The sequence below is a fragment of the Klebsiella sp. 141162 genome, assembly GCF_050600755.1.
Taxonomy (GTDB): domain Bacteria; phylum Pseudomonadota; class Gammaproteobacteria; order Enterobacterales; family Enterobacteriaceae; genus Klebsiella; species Klebsiella aerogenes.
Genome location: NZ_JAQIRI010000001.1, coordinates 195,834 through 215,739 on the forward strand (window position 1 = coordinate 195,834; position 19,906 = coordinate 215,739).

The following is a 19,906-nucleotide window of genomic DNA, read 5'->3' on the forward strand; positions in this document are numbered from 1 at the left end:
TACAAATGAAAGAGGAAAGACGATGATCGCGGAGTTTGAATCACGCATTCTGGCGTTAATTGACGATATGGTAGACCACGCCAGTGATGACGAACTGTTTGCTGGCGGTTATCTGCGCGGCCACCTGACGCTGGCGGTGGCTGAGCTGGAAGGGGAAGGGGAACATACGGCGCAGGCGATTAATGATAAAGTCGCCAGCAGCCTGGAAAAGGCCATCAGCGCGGGCGAACTATCGCCGCCGGATCAGATTCTGGTGCAAGGGATGTGGAATAACCTGTACCAGCAGGCGAAAAATCAGGCCTGATAACTGATGTCATCCGGATGAGGCGTTAGCCGACATCCGGAGACTCTCCCCGGTCGCGCTGCGCTTACCGGGGCTACCAGGCTGTAGATACTGTTATCGGTTTGCAATTTTTATCTTGAGAAAGCATTTATCTCGTTTCGCTCCAGAGTATCCTGCGCTCCCGGTTAATTCTTCTGCAAGATGTTTTCCGTGGCGCAGAGAGCGCACAGGGCCTTCCGGGCTACCAAATCGCACAGCGCGGTAGCCCCGGTAAGCGGCAGCGCCACCGGGGGTTTTTAGGCCACCAGCGCCGGCAGTTTTAGCCAGCGTAGTGAATAAATTTACGGCAGACCCCACGGACCGTAGGCCGGATAAGGCGCAAGTCGCCGTTATTTTACCGCTTTTCCCTTCAGCAGTTTTCTCACCCACAGCCGATTCGGATTCAGCGCCGCCAGCGTGTCGCTATCCAGCGGCAGCGGTTCTTCACTCATCTGCGCGGCCAGCAGTTCGGCGCTCAATGGCGCGGTGCACAGCCCACGAGATCCCAATGCCGCGAGCATAAACAGATTGTGATAAACCGGCGCGCTGTCGACATTTTCCTGCTGTTCGTGAAGCGTGGCGTACTGCGTCAACGTTTTCTCATAATCCGGAACATTGCCCACCATCGGCAGGTGGTCGCGGGTGGCGCAGCGTACGCCGCAGCGGGCGTCGTTGCCGCTAACATCCACCTCTTTTGCCCATGCCGCCTGCGGGAAACAATCAATCAGGCGCTGGCGATTTTGCATCTGATCTTCGGCGCTGAAATCGGTATCCGTCTTGCCGCGATGATAGCTGGCGCCGATACAGTGTTGCTGATTCGCGGGATTCTGCGGCGTCAGATAGCCGTCATAGCATAACACCTGGCGCAGGGCGGAAAGCCCCGGCGTGGTGGGGATATGGCTAACCTGGCCGCCGACCGGATAAGCCGGCAACTGCGCGGTCTGGGCAAAATCAGTCAGGCGATGTCCGTTCGCCAGTACCACCGCCTGATGATGATGCTGCTGATTGAGCAACCAGCCGTCGCCCTCCGCGCTGAGCGTTTCAACGGGATAACCGAAGTGGCTGCGTAGTCCCTGCGTTGCCGCCAGCGACAGCAATTCTGCCGTCAACTGCTGCGGGCATAGCCAGCCGCCGGCAGGATAGGTAATGCCGCCGCAGCCGGTATCAACGCCGGTAAGTTCAGCGACCCGATCCGCCGTCACCGCGCGGGCGACCTCCTCTGGTAAATCTGACGCCAGCATTTGGGTGATTTTCTGCGCGCTTTTTTCATCCCAGGCGAGTTGGGTTACGCCGCACCATTGATGATCGAATTCCACTGGCAACGCGTCGTAGAGGCGGCGCGCGAAAGTAAACGCCGCCGGGAAAAAACGCGCCAGCGCTGGATCGTGCTGGCTTAATAGCGGATACAGCGCGCCCTGGCGATTGCCGGATGCGCCGCTGGCGGGCGCATCGTCAGCGCAGTACAACGTCACCTGCCAGCCGCGACGCAGCAGCGCCAGCGAGAGCAGGGCGCTGGCGATACCGCCGCCGATCACCGCCGCTTCGCGCGATTGGCTGCCGCTGCGGGCAAACCATGGCGTCCGCGCCAGCGTCGGCGCGTCGGCGGTCAATTCGCCGATTAGCATTTCGCGCTTGCGGCCAAAGCCTTTGCGTTTTTGCATGCTAAAACCGGCCTTCTGCAGCCCGCGGCGCACGAAACCGGCTGAGGTAAAGGTCGCCAGCGTGCCGCCGGGGCGGGCCAGGCGCGCCATGGCGGAAAACAGCCCCGGCGTCCACATATCCGGATTTTTCGCCGGCGCGAAGCCGTCGAGGAACCAGGCGTCGACCTGGCGGTTAAGGGAATCATCAAGCTGGTCGGTAAGCGCGTTGATATCGCCAAACCATAAATCCAGCGTGACGCGGCCATCGTCGAGCAGCAGGCGGTGGCAGCCCGCGATTGGTAGCGGCCACTGCGCCTGTAGCTGTTCAGCCCATGGCGCCAGTTCCGGCCAGTGCTGGTGCGCCAGGCGCAGGTCGTCGGCCTTCAGCGGAAATTTTTCAAAACTGATGAAATGTAATCTTTGCAGCGTAGCCTGCGGATTATCGCGACGAAAAACAGCAAACGCCTGCCACAGCGTCAGGAAATTGAGCCCGGTGCCGAAGCCGCTCTCCGCGACGATAAACAACGGGCGCGGGTGGGTTGGGAAACGGCTATCAAGCCGGTTGCCGTTGAGAAAAACGTAGCGCGTCTCTTCCAGACCGTTGTCATTAGAAAAATAAACGTCGTCAAAATCTCGGGAAACAGGTGTACCCTCAGCGTTGAATTCCAGGTTGGCGGGTTGTATGGCGTTTTGTTTCACGTAAGTTACTCGAATCACAAGGCGTAGCGCGATCTTAACGATGTGTGCCAGAAGGCGCAAATTTATACACAAAATGGCTGATCGGACTTGTTCGGCGTACAAGTGTACGCTATTGTGCGACTCGAAACTTAAAATAGTGCGACTTACAGAGGTATTGAATGAAACGTGCAGTGATTACTGGCTTGGGCATCGTTTCCAGCATCGGTAATAACCAGCAGGAAGTCCTGGCATCTCTGCGTGAAGGACGTTCAGGGATCACTTTCTCTCAGGAGCTGAAGGATTCAGGAATGCGTAGCCACGTATGGGGCAACGTCAAACTGGATACCACGGGCCTCATTGACCGCAAAGTAGTGCGCTTTATGAGCGACGCATCCATTTATGCTTATCTGTCCATGGAGCAGGCGGTAGCCGACGCCGGTCTGGCGCCGGAAGCATACCAGAATAACCCGCGTGTCGGCCTGATTGCAGGTTCCGGCGGCGGCTCCCCGAAATTCCAGGTCTTCGGCGCCGATGCCATGCGTAGCCCGCGTGGTCTGAAAGCCGTGGGCCCATATGTTGTCACCAAAGCGATGGCTTCCGGCGTATCCGCCTGCCTCGCCACGCCGTTTAAAATCCACGGCGTCAACTACTCTATCAGCTCCGCTTGCGCCACTTCCGCACACTGCATCGGTAACGCGGTAGAACAGATTCAGCTGGGCAAACAGGACATCGTCTTTGCCGGCGGCGGCGAAGAGCTGTGCTGGGAAATGGCTTGCGAGTTCGACGCCATGGGCGCGCTGTCCACCAAATACAACGATTCTCCGGACAAAGCGTCCCGTACCTATGATGCGAACCGCGACGGTTTCGTTATCGCGGGCGGCGGCGGCATGGTCGTGGTTGAAGAGCTGGAACACGCGCTGGCGCGCGGCGCGCATATCTATGCGGAAATCGTCGGTTACGGCGCGACTTCCGATGGCGCGGACATGGTTGCGCCATCTGGCGAAGGCGCAGTGCGCTGCATGCAGATGGCGATGCACGGCGTTGATACCCCGATCGACTACCTCAACTCCCACGGCACTTCTACTCCGGTAGGCGACGTGAAAGAGCTGGGCGCTATCCGCGAAGTCTTCGGCGACAACAGCCCGGCTATCTCCGCCACCAAAGCGATGACCGGCCACTCTCTGGGCGCCGCAGGCGTACAGGAAGCCATCTACTCTCTGCTGATGCTGGAGCACGGATTTATCGCGCCAAGCATTAACATCGAAGAGATGGACGAGCAGGCTGCCGGCCTTAACATCGTCACCAAACCGACCGATGCTCAGCTGACCACCGTGATGTCCAACAGCTTCGGCTTCGGCGGCACCAACGCTACTCTGGTTATGCGTAAATACAACGCCTAATTGGTACGAAACAGAACCAGGGGAGCCTCAGGCTCCCCTTTTTTTGACGTCTTGACAGCGCCCGGCGAGAGAAGGCAAATTGCTCGCCATTATTCTCATTCCATCTTCTCGCCTTGCTCTGCAAAACTGGGGTAACGCATGTCCGCAGCGACAAAAACGATAAACAACGCTTCAGAGAATCTCTCGCTATTTCGCATTACCTTTGCGGTTTTTCTGACCTATATGACCGTGGGGTTGCCGCTACCGGTTATCCCACTATTTGTGCATCACGATCTCGGTTTTGGCAACACTCTCGTCGGCGTGGCCGTCGGCATCCAGTTTCTCGCCACGGTCTTAACCCGCGGCTATGCCGGGAGACTGGCCGATCAGTACGGCGCGAAACGCTCGGTGCTGCAAGGAATGTTGGCCTGTGCTCTGGCCGGCGGCGCCTGGCTGGCGGCGGCGCTGCTGCCGGTGCCGGTAATGGCCAAATTTGGCCTGCTGGTGCTGGGCCGTTTGATTCTCGGTTTTGGTGAAAGCCAACTGCTGACCGGTAACTTAAGCTGGGGATTAGGGCTGGTTGGCCCGCGTCGTTCCGGTAAAGTGATGTCGTGGAATGGCATGGCGATGTATGGGGCGCTGGCGGTGGGCGCGCCGCTGGGGCTGCTGATTTACAGCCGTTTCGGCGTGGCGACGCTGGCCTGCGTCACGATGGCGCTGCCGTTGCTGGCGTGGGCGATTAACGGCACGGTCCGTAAAGTTCCCGCTCACGGCGGCGAGCGTCCTTCGCTATGGAGCGTCATCGGCATGATCTGGCGGCCGGGGATTGGTCTCGGCCTGCAGGGCGTCGGCTTTGCGGTAATCGGCACCTTTGTTTCGCTCTATTTCGCCAGCCACGGCTGGGCGATGGCCGGCTTCACGTTGACCGCGTTTGGCGGCGCTTTTGTCCTGATGCGTATTCTGTTCGGCTGGATGCCGGATCGCTTCGGCGGCATTAAGGTGGCGATGGTGTCACTACTGATTGAAGCTATTGGCCTGACGCTGCTGTGGCAAGCGCCGGGCGCCTGGGTGGCGCTGGCGGGCGCCGCTTTGACCGGCTGCGGTTGCTCGCTTATCTTCCCGGCGCTGGGCGTTGAGGTAGTCAAACGGGTTCCGGCTCAGGTTCGCGGCACCGCGCTTGGCGGCTATGCCGCGTTTCAGGATATCTCTTACGGCGTCACCGGCCCGCTGACTGGCCTGCTTGCCACCTCGTTGGGCTATGCATCCGTTTTTCTTGCCGGGGCGATTTGCGCGGTATTAGGGATTGTGGTCACTCTGTTGACGCTACGTAAATAAAGGCATAACGGCGGCTATCAGGCCGCCGTTATTCTTTTAGGCTTACAGCACCAGCCACAGCAGAATAATCACCACCAGCAGCGCAATCGCCACCGTCCACGCTTTTTTACTATACACCGCATGGGGGGCGGGCAGCGGCTCGACCGGGGTAATTGCCATTGTCGCCTGGGCGCGGGCCACGCGTAGCGCAAAGACTTTATTTAATAGCGTTAGCACCTGCGGGCTGGTTAAGGTCGTCGTTGGCGTTACCTGCCAGCTGCTTTGCGCGAAATCGGCGATTTTCTGCCACTCCTGCGCCTCCAGCGGTTGCTTAAGCGCTGCCTGCAGCGAATTCATCGTCGGCGCGGTTTGCGCGCTCAGCGTTTGTCGCGCCTGCAGCCAGTATGAGAGCGGGGTGAAGTGGGTGGCGGGGATCAGCTCGCCGGATTTCACGCCGCACAGCTCAAGCATTGATTGCCAGATAAGCTTACTCGATTCGCCGGTTGCGGCGGCCAGTTTGGTCACTAACTGGTTCAGGGTGTTATGTTCCGCCGGCAGCAAAGGACGCAGCGTCGGCGTACGCTGCTGCGGCTGCGGGATCGCCAACTGGCCGTTTTGCAGCAGATGCAGCACGTTCTCCAGCTGCGCCTGGGTCAGCGCATGCAGCACGGTTTGACCGTAATTCTGGCGGATATAATCGCTCACCGCCTGACGGTTATTCCCCTGGGTCAGCAGTTCGCTGAGTTGGGCGAGAATTTGCCGGTGGTGATGGTTTTGCTGAGCGATACTTAAGCGCTGATTCAGGTTGCTCTCAGCCGCGCTGAAATGGCTCGCCAGTAGCGGCGTATCGCCTTTCAGACCCAGATCGTGCTTCACGCAGGCCCACACTTCGGCGTTTTGCTGCGATGTCAGCGTCACCAGACGCGTTATCAGCCGCTCCAGAACGGTGCGTTGCTGCATGGTGAGCGCATTTGGACCCACGGCGGATGCGCCGGATGGGCCAGTCCCCGGAGGGCGATCGGACATACCTGAAACGGGTGGTGTCATGATGAATCCTTACCGTAGTGCTGTACTTAAGCCGGGTGATGATGTTCCTGGCGGCCAGATTATGGCACACTTCCCCGGTTTACTCTCGTTCTCAGACAGGTACTGAACCGTGAAAATCCTCGTTGATGAAAATATGCCCTATGCGCGTGAGCTTTTTAGCCGTTTGGGAGACGTGCAGGCCGTTCCCGGTCGTCCCATTCCGCAGGAAGCGTTAACCGACGCCGACGCGCTGATGGTGCGTTCCGTTACTAAGGTGAACGAAGCGCTGCTCTCCGGTAAGACGATTAAGTTTGTCGGCACCGCCACCGCAGGCACCGATCATGTCGATCAAGCGTGGCTGCAGCAGGCGGGGATTGGCTTTTCCGCCGCGCCGGGCTGTAATGCGATCGCGGTGGTGGAGTATGTTTTCTCGGCGCTGCTGATGCTCGCCGAGCGCGATGGATTCGCGCTGGCTGACCGCACCGTCGGTATCGTCGGCGTCGGCAACGTTGGCGGGCGTTTGCAAAAACGTCTGGAAGCGCTGGGAATTAAAACGTTACTCTGCGATCCGCCGCGCGCCGATCGCGGCGATGAAGGCGATTTCCGCAGCCTGGACGAGTTAGTGCAGCAGGCGGATATCCTGACGTTCCACACGCCGTTGTTTAAAGACGGACAGTATAAAACGCTGCATCTTGCCGATGAAGCGCTGATTAGCCGCCTGCAGCCGGGGGCTATTCTGATTAACGCCTGCCGTGGCCCCGTGGTGGATAATGCGGCGCTGCTCAAGCGCTTGCAGGCCGGGCAGCAACTGAGCGTGGTGCTCGACGTCTGGGAACCCGAACCGGATCTGAATACTGAGTTGCTGGCGCGTGTCGATATCGGTACCTCTCATATCGCCGGTTATACCCTTGAAGGCAAAGCGCGCGGCACCACTCAGGTGTTTGAAGCCTATAGCGCGTTCATTGGTCATCCGCAGCAGGTGGCGCTGGATACGCTACTGCCGGCGCCGGAATTTGGCCGCATCACTCTGCACGGCCCGCTCGATCAGGCGACGCTAAAAAGGCTGGTCCATTTGGTGTATGATGTGCGCCGCGATGATGCGCCGCTGCGTAAAGTGGCAGGCATTGCCGGCGAATTCGACAAGCTGCGTAAAAATTATCAGGAACGCCGCGAATGGTCGTCCCTGTACGTACAGTGCAGCGATGAAAAAGCAGCGACGCTGCTGCGTCAGCTCGGTTTTAATGCCGTACATCATCCTGTTCGTTAATATCTTCTTAATGCCCCTGTCGGATAATCCGGCAGGGTCGCTATTTTCTGGAGTACACCACCATGTCTGAAGGCTGGAATATTGCCGTACTGGGCGCAACCGGCGCCGTAGGCGAAGCCCTGCTTGAAACCCTTGCTGAACGCCAGTTTCCGGTAGGCGAAATTTATGCGCTGGCGCGCAATGAAAGCGCGGGCGAACATCTGCGTTATGGTGGCAAATCGGTCATCGTGCAGGACGCCGCCGAATTTGACTGGACCCAGGCCCAGTTGGCTTTCTTCGCCGCAGGCGTCGAAGCCAGCGCGGCGTATGTCGAAGAAGCCACCAACGCCGGTTGTCTGGTTATCGATCTCAGCGGCTTGTTCGCGCTGGAGCCGGACGTGCCGCTGGTGGTGCCGGACGTTAACCCGTTCGTGCTCGGCGACTACCGCAACCGTAACGTGATTGCGGTACCAAACAGCCTGACCAGCCAGCTGCTGACGGCGCTGAAACCGCTGATCGATGATGGCGGCCTGTCGCGTATTACCGTTACCAATCTGCTGTCTGCCTCGGCGCAGGGGAAAAAAGCGGTCGATGCGCTGGCGGGGCAGAGCGCGAAGCTGCTGAACGGTATTCCGATTGATGAAGACGATTTCTTTGGTCGCCAGCTGGCATTCAACATGCTGCCGATTCTGCCGGATCGCGAAGGTAGCGTGCGCGAAGAACGACGTATCGTCGATGAAGCGCGCAAAATTCTCCAGGATGACGGCCTGATGATTTCCGCGAGCGTCGTGCAATCGCCGGTCTTCTATGGTCATGCGCAGATGGTGAATTTTGAAGCGCTGCGTCCGCTAGCGGCGGAGGAGGCGCGCGACGCCTTTACCCGCGGCGAGGATATCGAGCTTTCTGAAGAGGGCGAGTTCCCGACGCAGGTCGGCGATGCTTCCGGTAACGCGCGTCTGTCCATCGGTTGCGTGCATAACGATTACGGCATGCCCGAGCAGATTCAGTTCTGGTCGGTTGCCGATAACGTGCGCTTTGGCGGCGCGCTGATGGCGGTGAAAATCGCCGAGAAGCTGGTTCAGGAGTATTTGTACTGATGTCTGAAGCACAGCAGCAGCCGGTGTATAAAATCGCGCTGGGCATCGAGTACGACGGCAGCAAATACTACGGCTGGCAGCGGCAAAACGAAGTGCGCAGCGTGCAGGAAAAGCTGGAAAAGGCGCTGTCGCAGGTGGCGGCCGAACCGGTACTCGTATTCTGCGCCGGGCGTACCGACGCCGGCGTACACGGTACCGGCCAGGTGGTGCACTTTGAAACCCGCGCTCAGCGTAAAGACGCCGCGTGGACGCTGGGCGTAAATGCGAATTTACCTGGTGACATCGCCGTGCGTTGGGTGAAGCATGTTGCGGACGATTTTCACGCCCGCTTCAGCGCGACGGCCCGTCGTTACCGTTACGTCATCTATAATCACCGCCTGCGTCCGGCGGTGTTAAGCCAGGGGGTGACGCATTATTACCACCCTCTGGATGCCGGGCGGATGCATCGCGCCGCGCAGTGTTTAATTGGCGAGAATGACTTCACCTCGTTTCGCGCGGTGCAATGTCAGTCGCGCACGCCGTGGCGCAACGTGATGCATATCAACGTGACCCGTCACGGGGCTTATGTGGTGGTGGATATCAAGGCGAACGCTTTTGTTCATCATATGGTAAGGAACATCGTCGGCAGCCTGATGGAAGTAGGCGCCGGAAACCAGCCAGAGAGCTGGATTGCAGAACTGCTGGCGGCGAAGGACCGGACTCTGGCTGCCGCGACGGCGAAAGCGGAAGGATTGTATCTGGTGTCGGTGGATTATCCGGCCCATTTCGATCTGCCGGTAATGCCGATGGGCCCGCTATTTTTGGCGGACTAATATCAGCGCCCCCGTAACAGGGGGCGGTTGTCACTAAAGGCTAAGACAAATATGGACCTGATTCATTTTTTGATTGATTTCATCCTGCATATTGATGTGCACCTTGCGGAGCTGGTCGCACAGTATGGCGTCTGGGTTTACGCCATCCTGTTTTTGATTCTGTTCTGCGAAACCGGCCTGGTGGTGACGCCGTTCCTGCCCGGAGATTCTCTGCTGTTCGTCGCCGGCGCGCTCTCCGCGCTGCCAACTAACGATCTCAACGTACACCTGATGGTCACGCTGATGGTCATTGCCGCCGTTGTTGGCGATGCCCTGAACTACACCATCGGTAGATTGTTCGGCGAAAAGCTATTCAGCAATCCGAACTCGAAGATTTTCCGTCGCAGCTATCTCGACAAAACCCATACCTTCTATGAACGCCACGGCGGCAAAACCATCATCCTCGCGCGTTTTGTGCCGATCGTCAGAACCTTTGCGCCGTTTGTGGCGGGAATGGGCCACATGTCCTATCGTCATTTTGCGGCGTATAACGTGGTAGGCGCGCTGCTGTGGGTACTGCTGTTCACCTACGCCGGGTACCTGTTCGGTGATTTGCCGATCGTGCAGGAAAATCTGAAGCTGCTGATCGTGGCGATTATCGTCCTGTCGGTACTGCCGGGTGTTATCGAAGTGATTCGCCATCGCCGGGCGGCGGCAAAGCAGGCTAAATAAGCCCTTAGCGGCATTTTCGCCGGGCGTTGCAATGACGTCCGGCGCGCAAAGTGTGAGCGGTTCGACCACTTTTTTATCCCATGTTACGGGATGTTATGATTTAATGTGCAACATTCATGGTCTGTGAGGGGCAAAAGTGGCATTATGCGCCCCTTGCGACAAAACTGGCATCGACCAGGTTCAGGTAGAAAGGTTATCAATGAGCTGGATTGAACGAATTAAAAGCAATATAACCCCCACCCGTAAGGCAAGTATTCCTGAAGGTGTATGGACCAAGTGCGACAGCTGCGGTCAGGTACTGTACCGCGCAGAGCTGGAGCGCAACCTGGAGGTTTGCCCTAAGTGCGATCACCACATGCGTATGTCGGCGCGCAATCGCCTGCATAGCCTGCTGGACGAAGGTTCTCTCGTGGAGCTGGGTAGCGAGCTCGAGCCAAAGGATGTGCTGAAGTTCCGCGATTCGAAAAAGTATAAAGACCGTCTGGCCTCTGCACAGAAAGAGACCGGCGAGAAAGACGCGCTGGTGGTGATGAAAGGCACCCTGCACGGCATGCCTGTCGTGGCGGCGGCGTTTGAATTCGCCTTTATGGGCGGTTCGATGGGTTCCGTTGTTGGCGCGCGTTTCGTCCGTGCGGTTGAGCAGGCGCTGGAAGACAACTGCCCGCTAATCTGCTTCTCCGCTTCCGGCGGCGCCCGTATGCAGGAAGCGCTGATGTCGCTGATGCAGATGGCGAAGACCTCTGCGGCGCTGGCGAAAATGCAGGAACGCGGTTTACCGTACATCTCCGTGCTGACCGACCCGACCATGGGCGGCGTCTCCGCGAGCTTCGCGATGCTGGGCGATCTTAATATCGCCGAGCCGAAAGCGCTGATCGGCTTCGCCGGTCCTCGCGTTATCGAGCAGACCGTGCGTGAGAAGCTGCCGCCGGGATTCCAGCGCAGTGAGTTCCTGATTGAGAAAGGGGCGATCGACATGATTATCCGTCGTCCTGAAATGCGTCTGAAATTAGCCAGCATCCTGGCGAAACTGATGAATCTTCCTTCGCCGCAGGCCGATGCGCCTCACGAAGGCGAGGTGGTGCCACCGGTACCGGATCAGGAACCAGAGGCCTGATAATGCAGAGGGCAGGGCCGACAGGCGCTGCCCTTTTTTTTACCGTTAACTCTCGCGGACATCATGGAAAAAGATCCTATTCCTCAGGCCACGTCGCCCCTGGCTACGTGGCTTTCTTATCTGGAGCATCTGCACAGTAAAGCCATCGATCTGGGGCTTTCGCGGGTGAGCGAAGTCGCCGGACGGATGGCGATACTAAAACCGGCGCCGTTTGTCTTTACCGTGGCGGGTACCAACGGCAAAGGCACCACCTGCCGGACGCTGGAATCCGTGCTGATGGCGGCGGGTTATAAAGTTGGCGTGTATAGTTCGCCGCATCTGGTGCGCTATACCGAGCGCGTGCGCATTCAGGGCGCAGAGCTGCCGGAAGCGGCGCATACCGCCTCATTTGCCGAAATCGAAGCGGCACGCGGCGATATTTCGCTGAGCTATTTTGAATTTGGCACGCTGTCCGCGCTATGGCTGTTTAAGCAGGCGCAGCTCGATGTGGTTATCCTCGAAGTGGGCCTCGGCGGGCGCCTGGACGCCACGAATATCGTCGATGCCGACGTGGCGGTGGTCACCAGCATCGCGCTGGATCATACCGACTGGCTGGGGCCGGATCGTGAAAGCATTGGCCGTGAAAAAGCCGGTATTTTCCGCGCCGGCAAACCGGCGGTGGTGGGCGAACCCGATATGCCGCAGACGATTGCCGACGTGGCGGATGAAAAGGGCGCGACGCTGCTGCGCCGCGACCACGACTGGCGTTATAGCGTGACTGGCCAGTCATGGAACTTTAGCGATGGTCAGGGCGAGTTGGCAGGGCTGCCGCTGCCGCAGGTTCCATTGCCGAACGCCGCGACGGCGCTGGCGGCGCTACGCGCCAGCGGGCTTAACGTCGCTGAACAGGCGCTGCGCGACGGCATCCATCACGCCATGCTGCCGGGGCGTTTTCAGATTATCAGCGATGCGCCGCGGGTGATCCTCGATGTCGCGCATAACCCGCATGCGGCGGCTTATCTCGCCGGGCGTCTCAAAACCTTAGCGAAAACGGGGCGCGTACTGGCGGTTATTGGTATGCTGCATGATAAAGATATCGCCGGAACCCTGGCGAATCTGGCGCCTGAAGTAGACGCGTGGTACTGCGCGCCGCTGGAAGGGCCGCGCGGCGCCACGGCGGATCAGCTCATTGCGCATCTGCGCGCAGGGCAAAGTTATGACAGCGTAGCCCAGGCGTGGCATGCCGCCATGGCGGATGCCAAAGCCGAAGATACGGTGCTGGTGTGTGGTTCCTTCCACACGGTAGCGCATGTAATGGAAGAGATAGACGCGGGGAGAATCGGTGGCGAGTAAGTTTCAGAACCGTTTAGTCGGGACGATTGTACTGGTAGCGCTGGGGGTAATTATTCTCCCGGGTCTGCTCGACGGTCAGAAAAAACATTATCAGGATGAGTTTGCGGCGATCCCGTTGGTGCCGAAGCCGGGCGATCGCGATGAGCCGGATATGCTGCCGGCGGCTACCCAGGCGCTGCCTTCGCAGCCGCCGGAAGGCGCCGCGGAAGAGGTGAGAGCGGGAGACGCCGCAGCGCCATCGCTGGATCCGTCGCGCATCCCGGTGAATAACAATAGCTTCGATGAAGTTCAGGAGCCGGTGGTGGCCGCCAAGCCGCAACCGAAACCACAGCCGAAGCCGGTTGAGAAACCGCAGCAGCAGGTCGCGCAGACGCCGCCTCCGGCGAAACCGCAGCCGCAACCACAGCCGCAACAGCAGCAGGCCGCTATTCCGGCGCCGACCGGAAAAGCCTATGTGGTGCAGTTAGGGGCGTTGAAGAATGCCGATAAGGTTAACGAAATCGTGGGTAAACTGCGTTCCTCGGGCTTTAAAGCCTGGACATCGCCATCCACCCCGGTTCAGGGTAAAATTACCCGTATTCTGGTAGGGCCGGATGCGTCGAAAGACAAGCTGAAGGGGCAACTCGGCGAGCTGCAGCAAATTTCTGGCCTGAGCGGCGTGGTCATGGGATATAGCCCGAATTAAAAACCATATCCGCTCCGATTGGGTGAGCCAGCAAGCGGGTTAACCTGCTGAAACCCTTGCCGGATACGCCCTGAAGAGGCGTCAGGCAGTATGGCGTTGAATGTTTTTTCAGCGCCATTTTTATTTCTGTAGGGCACGGAAATCCCTACGCAAACGTTTTCTTTTTCTGTTAGAATGCGCCCCGAACTGGACGACAGGGCGTAAAATCGTGGGATGTATATGGTCTGGATTGATTACGCCATTATTGCGGTAATTGGTTTTTCCTGTTTGGTTAGCCTTATCCGCGGCTTTGTTCGTGAAGCGTTATCGCTGGTGACATGGGGATGTGCCTTCTTTGTCGCCAGTCATTACTACACTTACCTGGCTGTCTGGTTCACGGGCTTTGAAGACGAACTGGTCCGAAATGGGATTGCTATCGCGATATTGTTTATCGCAACGCTTATCGTCGGCGCTATCGTTAACTATGTGATAGGCGCTCTGGTAGAGAAAACCGGTCTGTCAGGAACAGACAGGGTGTTGGGGATCTGTTTTGGCGCCCTGCGCGGCGTGCTGATCGTCTCCGCTATTCTGTTCTTTCTCGACAGCTTCACCGGTATGGCAAAAAGTGAAGACTGGCAAAAGTCTGAGCTTATCCCGCAGTTCAGTTTCGTTATCAGATGGTTCTTTGACTATCTGCAGAGCTCGTCAAGTTTCTTGCCCAAAGCATAAGCGTTGGGATGTAGCTTAACGAGGAAAAGACGTATGTGCGGTATTGTCGGTATCGCCGGTGTTATGCCGGTAAACCAGTCGATTTATGACGCGTTAACGGTGCTTCAGCATCGTGGGCAGGATGCCGCGGGCATCATCACCATTGATGCAAATAACTGCTTCCGTTTGCGTAAAGCCAACGGACTGGTGAGCGATGTGTTCGAAGCGCGCCACATGCAGCGTATGCAGGGAAATATGGGGATTGGCCACGTCCGTTACCCAACGGCAGGCAGTTCCAGCGCTTCTGAAGCGCAGCCTTTTTACGTTAACTCGCCGTACGGCATTACGTTGGCCCATAATGGCAACCTGACCAATGCCCACGAGCTGCGTCAAAAGCTGTTTGAAGAAAAACGCCGCCACATCAACACCACCTCCGATTCCGAAATTCTGCTCAATATCTTCGCCAGCGAGCTGGATAATTTCCGTCATTACCCGCTGGAAGCCGATAACATTTTCGCCGCGATTGCCGCGACGAACCGCCAGATCCGCGGCGCGTACGCCTGCGTGGCGATGATTATCGGCCACGGCATGGTCGCCTTCCGCGACCCGAACGGTATTCGTCCGCTGGTGCTCGGCAAGCGCGATATCGGCGATGGCCGCACCGAGTATATGGTCGCCTCCGAAAGCGTGGCGCTGGATACTCTGGGCTTTGAATTTCTGCGCGACGTCGCGCCGGGCGAAGCGGTTTACATCACCGAGAAAGGCCAGCTGTTTACCCGCCAGTGCGCGGAAAACCCGGTCAGCAACCCATGCCTGTTCGAATACGTCTATTTCGCGCGTCCGGACTCCTTTATCGACAAGATTTCCGTCTATAGCGCCCGCGTGAACATGGGCACGAAGCTTGGCGAGAAAATTGCCCGTGAGTGGGAAGATCTGGATATCGATGTCGTTATTCCGATCCCGGAAACCTCCTGCGATATCGCCCTGGAGATTGCCCGTATCCTTGATAAACCGTATCGTCAGGGCTTCGTCAAAAACCGCTATGTTGGTCGTACCTTTATCATGCCGGGCCAGCAGCTGCGCCGTAAATCCGTGCGCCGGAAGCTGAATGCCAACCGCGCCGAATTCCGTGATAAGAACGTGCTGCTGGTGGATGACTCTATCGTTCGCGGCACCACCTCTGAACAGATTATCGAAATGGCGCGCGAAGCGGGGGCGAAAAAGGTGTATCTGGCCTCCGCGGCGCCGGAAATTCGCTTCCCGAACGTCTACGGTATCGATATGCCGACCGCCAACGAGCTTATCGCCCACGGTCGCGAAGTTGACGAGATCCGCCAGATCATCGGCGCCGATGGCCTGATTTTCCAGGATCTGGACGATCTGATCGAAGCGGTACGCGCCGAGAACCCGGACATTCAACAGTTCGAGTGTTCTGTCTTTAACGGCGTGTACGTCACCAAAGACGTTGACCAACAGTATCTCGATTATCTTGATTCTCTGCGTAACGACGATGCGAAAGCGGTGCAACTGCAAACCGAAGTTGAAAACTTAGAGATGCATAACGAAGGCTAATTGGTCCCTTGTTGCTGGCCCGCCGTCTTTCGAAGACCGCGGGCCTTTTTATTTTTACCCGCCAGGTTGCGTCGGGGACTATAATCCGGCAAAGTCTGCGGCACTATGCGCAAGGGGTATAACATCGTGAAACGACTCATTATCGGCATTTCCGGCGCCAGCGGCGCGATTTACGGCGTACGCCTGCTACAGGTGCTGCGTGACGTCGCGGAGGTCGAAACCCATCTGATAATGAGCCAGGCGGCGCGTCAGACGCTGTCGCTGGAAACCGACTACTCGCTGCGGGAAGTGCAGGCGCTGGCCGATGTGGTACACGACGCGCGCGATATCGCCGCCAGCATCTCCTCCGGCTCGTTTAAAACCAGCGGGATGGTTATTCTACCGTGCTCGATGAAAACGCTCTCCGGCATCGTCAATAGCTATACCGACGGTCTGCTGACCCGCGCAGCGGACGTGGTGTTAAAAGAGCGCCGCCCGCTGGTGCTTTGCGTACGCGAGACGCCGTTCCACCTGGGGCATCTGCGTTTAATGGTGCAGGCGGCGGAAATGGGTGCGGTGATTATGCCGCCGGTGCCGGCCTTCTATCATCGTCCCCAGACGCTGGACGATGTGATTAATCAGACGGTTAACCGGGTTATCGATCAGTTTGATATTGACCTGCCGCAGGACCTGTTTACCCGCTGGCAGGGCGGGGCCTGATGCACCTGTTTGGTGCATTTTATTTACCTTTGCCTTCCGCTGGTGCATTTTTGTTGTCCTGATCAAATCCTCGACATTTAATTTGTTTTTTTGCGTTTTGCCGCTGCGGTTTATCCGTTAATGCTGGTATCTTCCCTCTCAAGACAATCTTGCAACTTTATATTAACAAATTTAACGCTGTTACCGGCACGCACCGGGAAAATGGCATAAAACCTGCAAGAACCGTCGGCAACACACATAACCAGACAGCGCACAACATAACAACATCACGACACTTAAGGGCTTTCTATGAAGAAGACGATCCTGGCTCTCTCGTTAATCATGGGAATCAGTAGCGCCGCCAGCGTATCTGCGGCGCTGCCGCAAAGTATCCGCATCGGCACCGATACCACCTATGCGCCTTTCTCGTCGAAGGATTCGAAGGGCAACTTTATTGGCTTTGACATCGATCTGGGCAATGAACTGTGCTCGCGTATCAAGGTGAAGTGCACCTGGGTGGGCAGCGATTTTGACGCGCTGATCCCATCGCTGAAAGCGAAGAAAATCGACGCGATTATCTCGTCGCTGTCGATTACCGAAAAACGCCAGCAGGAGATTGCGTTCTCTGACAAGCTGTACGCGGCAGACTCTCGTCTGATCGCGGCAAAAGGCTCGCCGATTCAGCCGACGCTGGAGTCGCTGAAAGGCAAGCATGTTGGCGTACTGCAGGGCTCTACTCAGGAGGCCTATGCCAACGAACGCTGGCGCAGCCAGGGCGTGGATGTTGTCGCCTATGCCAACCAGGATCTGATCTATTCCGACCTCGCCGCCGGGCGCCTCGATGCGGCGCTGCAGGATGAAGTCGCGGCCAGCGAAGGTTTCCTCAAACAACCTGCCGGTAAAGATTACGCCTTTGCCGGCCCTTCCGTTAAAGACAAAAAATACTTCGGCGATGGTACCGGCATCGGCCTGCGCAAAGAAGATGGCGAGCTGAAAGCCGCTTTCGACAAAGCGCTGGGTGAGATGCGTAAAGACGGCACCTACGACAAAATGGCGAAGAAATACTTCAACTTTAACGTCTACGGCGATTAAGACTGTAGCGGTCTGGTTATGCCAGGCCGCTCTATTGCGACGCGGTTATTGTTGCCCTTGATAGGTGCAAGCGGTTAATGGCTTGCACCAGAATGGGGCGATAGCGGTTTTTCTTTGTTCAGAAAGTGCATAGTTAAGCGTTTCTGATGCAAAAAAATCTGCTTTCATGCGCATTTTGCTTTGCCTTGGCAGGGCGAATAATGGCACGATAACTGGCGTAAGTGCTTCTAATAAACCCGTTAGAATGACAGTCTGTTGAGGATAATTATGAAAAAACTGGCGTTGTCTCTTTCTTTGGCGCTGGCCCTTTCCAGCGTTTCCACGGTATTCGCAGCCATTCCACAGAAAATCCGTATTGGTACCGATCCTACTTATGCGCCGTTCGAATCGAAGAATGCGCAGGGTCAATTGATTGGTTTTGACATCGATCTGGCGAAAGAGCTGTGTAAGCGTATCAATACCCAATGTACCTTCGTTGAAAACCCGCTGGATGCGCTGATCCCCTCGTTAAAAGCGAAGAAAATCGATGCGATTATGTCCTCGCTGTCGATCACCGAAAAGCGTCAGCAGGAAATTGCTTTCACCGACAAACTTTATGCCGCTGATTCCCGTCTGGTGGTGAAAAAGGGCAGCGATATTACGCCAGACCTGAGCAAGCTGAAAGGCAAGCGCATTGGCGTGCTGCAGGGTACGACTCAGGAAACCTACGGCAACGAGCACTGGGCGCCGAAAGGCATTGAAATTGTCTCCTATCAGGGCCAGGACAATATCTATTCCGACCTGACCGCGGGCCGTATTGACGCCGCGTTCCAGGATGAGGTCGCCGCCAGCGAAGGTTTCCTCAAACAACCGATTGGCAAAGATTATCAGTTTGGCGGCCCGTCCATTAAGGATGAGAAGTTGTTTGGCGTCGGTACCGGCATGGGTCTGCGGAAAGACGACACCGAGCTGCGTGAGGCGCTAAATAAAGCTTTCGCCGAGATGCGTAAAGACGGCACTTACGACAAGCTGGCGAAGAAATATTTCGACTTTAACGTGTACGGCGACTAATCATCGTTAGTACCTCGCCGCACGCGTTTTCACGTGCGGCGATCGATGACAGACAGGGCAGACAGCATGCTGTACGGGTTCTCACAGGTTATTTTTCAGGGCGCGCTGGTCACCCTTGAGCTGGCGCTTAGCTCGGTGGTGCTGGCGGTCCTTATCGGGCTGGTGGGCGCGGGGGCGAAACTATCCGCCAACCGGCCTATGGCGCTGGTGTTTGAAGGCTATACCACGCTGATCCGCGGGGTGCCGGATCTGGTGCTGATGCTGCTGATTTTCTATGGGCTACAAATCGCCCTTAACAGCATTACCGATGCATTCGGCATGGCGCAATTTGATATTGATCCGATGATTGCCGGTATTATCACCCTCGGCTTTATCTATGGAGCGTACTTCACTGAAACCTTCCGCGGCGCGTTTCTGGCGGTGCCGAAAGGCCATATTGAAGCGGCGACGGCATTTGGCTTCAGCGGCTGGCAGACGTTCCGCCGCATCCTGTTTCCGGCGATGATGCGCTATGCGCTGCCCGGCATCGGCAACAACTGGCAGGTGATTCTCAAAGCCACCGCGCTGGTGTCGCTGCTCGGTCTGGAAGACGTGGTTAAGGCAACGCAGCTGGCGGGCAAAAGTACCTGGCAGCCGTTCTATTTCGCTATCGTCTGCGGGGCTATCTATCTGGTGTTTACCACGATTTCCAATGGTGTGCTGCTGCTGCTTGAACGCCGCTACTCCGTGGGTGTGAAGAGGGCTGACCTGTGATTGAAATTATTCAGGAGTACTGGAAATCCCTGCTGTGGACCGACGGTTACCGTTTTACCGGCGTGGCGATCACCCTGTGGCTGTTGATTGCTTCAGTGGTGATGGGCGGCATCCTCGCGGTGTTTCTCGCCATCGGGCGCGTATCGAGCAATAAATACATTCAGTTTCCGATCTGGCTGTTTACCTATATTTTCCGCGGCACGCCGCTGTACGTGCAGCTGCTGGTGTTTTACTCCGGGATGTATACGCTGGAAATCGTCAAAGGCAGCGATCTGTTGAATGCGTTTTTCCGCAGCGGCCTGAACTGTACGGTATTGGCATTGACCTTAAATACCTGCGCCTACACCACCGAGATTTTTGCGGGGGCGATTCGTTCGGTGGCGCCGGGCGAGATTGAGGCCGCGCGGGCTTACGGCTTTTCGTCAGTTAAGCTGTACCGCTGCATTATTTTGCCCTCTGCGCTACGTATTGCGCTGCCCGCGTACAGTAACGAAGTCATTCTGATGCTGCACTCGACGGCGCTGGCGTTTACCGCCACGGTGCCGGATTTGCTGAAGATCGCGCGCGATATTAACTCGGCGACCTATCAGCCGTTTACCGCTTTCGGTATCGCCGCGGTACTGTACTTAATTATTTCGTATGTGCTGATTAGCTTGTTCCGCAAGGCGGAAAAGCGCTGGCTGCAGCATATCAAACCTTCTTCGACGCACTGAGAAAG

Annotated in this window: 20 protein-coding genes; 17 read left to right on the forward strand and 3 right to left on the reverse strand. The window is 57.2% G+C overall.

From position 1 onward, the window contains the following. Positions 1–22 precede the first annotated feature (22 nt). Positions 23–304, forward strand: coding sequence for a YfcL family protein (locus PGR23_RS00915; RefSeq protein WP_015365545.1), 282 nt, complete (start codon positions 23–25; stop codon positions 302–304). Positions 305–672: 368 nt separating this feature from the next. On the opposite strand, the gene mnmC is transcribed toward PGR23_RS00915, so the two are convergent. Further along, positions 673–2,661: a bifunctional tRNA (5-methylaminomethyl-2-thiouridine)(34)-methyltransferase MnmD/FAD-dependent 5-carboxymethylaminomethyl-2-thiouridine(34) oxidoreductase MnmC gene (mnmC, locus tag PGR23_RS00920; RefSeq protein ID WP_396279506.1), complete on the reverse strand. Its 1,989-nt coding sequence runs from the start codon at positions 2,659–2,661 to the stop codon at positions 673–675. A gap of 158 nt (positions 2,662–2,819) precedes the next feature. Between mnmC and fabB the strand changes: the two genes are divergently transcribed. Beyond that, complete coding sequence (gene fabB, locus PGR23_RS00925; RefSeq protein WP_015706178.1) at positions 2,820–4,040, forward strand: beta-ketoacyl-ACP synthase I; 1,221 nt, start codon at positions 2,820–2,822, stop codon at positions 4,038–4,040. A 138-nt stretch (positions 4,041–4,178) separates the two neighbouring features. Then, positions 4,179–5,354, forward strand: coding sequence for an MFS transporter (locus PGR23_RS00930; RefSeq protein WP_045391503.1), 1,176 nt, complete (start codon positions 4,179–4,181; stop codon positions 5,352–5,354). A 42-nt stretch (positions 5,355–5,396) separates the two neighbouring features. On the opposite strand, the gene flk is transcribed toward PGR23_RS00930, so the two are convergent. Then, positions 5,397–6,380 carry a flagella biosynthesis regulator Flk gene (gene flk, locus PGR23_RS00935; protein ID WP_020078229.1) on the reverse strand — a complete coding sequence of 328 codons (984 nt, stop codon included), beginning with the start codon at positions 6,378–6,380 and terminating at the stop codon, positions 5,397–5,399. 109 nt (positions 6,381–6,489) lie between these two features. Between flk and pdxB the strand changes: the two genes are divergently transcribed. The 10 genes from pdxB (at position 6,490) to PGR23_RS00985 (ending at position 16,314) form a co-directional block, all read left to right on the forward strand. Continuing rightward, positions 6,490–7,626: a 4-phosphoerythronate dehydrogenase PdxB gene (gene pdxB, locus PGR23_RS00940; protein WP_045391501.1), complete on the forward strand. Its 1,137-nt coding sequence runs from the start codon at positions 6,490–6,492 to the stop codon at positions 7,624–7,626. A gap of 62 nt (positions 7,627–7,688) precedes the next feature. After that, positions 7,689–8,702: an aspartate-semialdehyde dehydrogenase gene (locus PGR23_RS00945; protein WP_045364476.1), complete on the forward strand. Its 1,014-nt coding sequence runs from the start codon at positions 7,689–7,691 to the stop codon at positions 8,700–8,702. Beyond that, the gene (gene truA / locus PGR23_RS00950) at positions 8,702–9,514 is read left to right on the forward strand and encodes a tRNA pseudouridine(38-40) synthase TruA (protein ID WP_396279507.1); all 813 of its coding nucleotides are present in this window, start codon (positions 8,702–8,704) and stop codon (positions 9,512–9,514) included. Before PGR23_RS00945 ends, truA begins: the two co-directional genes overlap by 1 nt. A 51-nt stretch (positions 9,515–9,565) precedes the next feature. Beyond that, positions 9,566–10,225, forward strand: coding sequence for a DedA family protein (locus PGR23_RS00955; protein ID WP_047066227.1), 660 nt, complete (start codon positions 9,566–9,568; stop codon positions 10,223–10,225). Positions 10,226–10,424: 199 nt separating this feature from the next. Beyond that, entirely contained in the window at positions 10,425–11,339 is a 915-nt protein-coding gene (gene accD / locus PGR23_RS00960) for an acetyl-CoA carboxylase, carboxyltransferase subunit beta (RefSeq protein WP_015365554.1), read from the forward strand. A gap of 63 nt (positions 11,340–11,402) precedes the next feature. Beyond that, positions 11,403–12,671 carry a bifunctional tetrahydrofolate synthase/dihydrofolate synthase gene (folC, locus tag PGR23_RS00965; RefSeq protein WP_348876101.1) on the forward strand — a complete coding sequence of 423 codons (1,269 nt, stop codon included), beginning with the start codon at positions 11,403–11,405 and terminating at the stop codon, positions 12,669–12,671. Next, on the forward strand, positions 12,661–13,356 hold the full coding sequence (gene dedD / locus PGR23_RS00970; protein WP_348876100.1) for a cell division protein DedD: 696 nt from the start codon (positions 12,661–12,663) through the stop codon (positions 13,354–13,356). Before folC ends, dedD begins: the two co-directional genes overlap by 11 nt. Positions 13,357–13,575: 219 nt before the next feature. Further along, positions 13,576–14,064 (forward strand): colicin V production protein, encoded by a 489-nt coding sequence (cvpA, locus tag PGR23_RS00975; protein WP_015706172.1) that lies wholly within the window; start codon positions 13,576–13,578, stop codon positions 14,062–14,064. A gap of 33 nt (positions 14,065–14,097) precedes the next feature. Further along, complete coding sequence (gene purF, locus PGR23_RS00980) at positions 14,098–15,615, forward strand: amidophosphoribosyltransferase (protein WP_047043320.1); 1,518 nt, start codon at positions 14,098–14,100, stop codon at positions 15,613–15,615. Between the two features lie 126 nt (positions 15,616–15,741). Then, positions 15,742–16,314 carry a UbiX family flavin prenyltransferase gene (locus PGR23_RS00985; protein ID WP_047043317.1) on the forward strand — a complete coding sequence of 191 codons (573 nt, stop codon included), beginning with the start codon at positions 15,742–15,744 and terminating at the stop codon, positions 16,312–16,314. Between the two features lie 110 nt (positions 16,315–16,424). Here the strand turns inward: PGR23_RS00985 and PGR23_RS00990 are convergent, their stop codons facing one another. Then, complete coding sequence (locus PGR23_RS00990) at positions 16,425–16,553, reverse strand: hypothetical protein (RefSeq protein WP_163351141.1); 129 nt, start codon at positions 16,551–16,553, stop codon at positions 16,425–16,427. 49 nt (positions 16,554–16,602) lie between these two features. On the opposite strand from PGR23_RS00990, the gene argT reads away from it, so the two are divergent. The 4 genes from argT (at position 16,603) to PGR23_RS01010 (ending at position 19,901) form a co-directional block, all read left to right on the forward strand. After that, positions 16,603–17,385 (forward strand): lysine/arginine/ornithine ABC transporter substrate-binding protein ArgT, encoded by a 783-nt coding sequence (gene argT, locus PGR23_RS00995; RefSeq protein WP_015365561.1) that lies wholly within the window; start codon positions 16,603–16,605, stop codon positions 17,383–17,385. Between the two features lie 267 nt (positions 17,386–17,652). Then, complete coding sequence (hisJ, locus tag PGR23_RS01000; RefSeq protein ID WP_015365563.1) at positions 17,653–18,435, forward strand: histidine ABC transporter substrate-binding protein HisJ; 783 nt, start codon at positions 17,653–17,655, stop codon at positions 18,433–18,435. A 66-nt stretch (positions 18,436–18,501) separates the two neighbouring features. After that, complete coding sequence (locus PGR23_RS01005; RefSeq protein WP_045391496.1) at positions 18,502–19,188, forward strand: histidine ABC transporter permease HisQ; 687 nt, start codon at positions 18,502–18,504, stop codon at positions 19,186–19,188. After that, positions 19,185–19,901 carry an ABC transporter permease gene (locus PGR23_RS01010; RefSeq protein ID WP_015365565.1) on the forward strand — a complete coding sequence of 239 codons (717 nt, stop codon included), beginning with the start codon at positions 19,185–19,187 and terminating at the stop codon, positions 19,899–19,901. Before PGR23_RS01005 ends, PGR23_RS01010 begins: the two co-directional genes overlap by 4 nt. Positions 19,902–19,906: the final 5 nt, after the last annotated feature.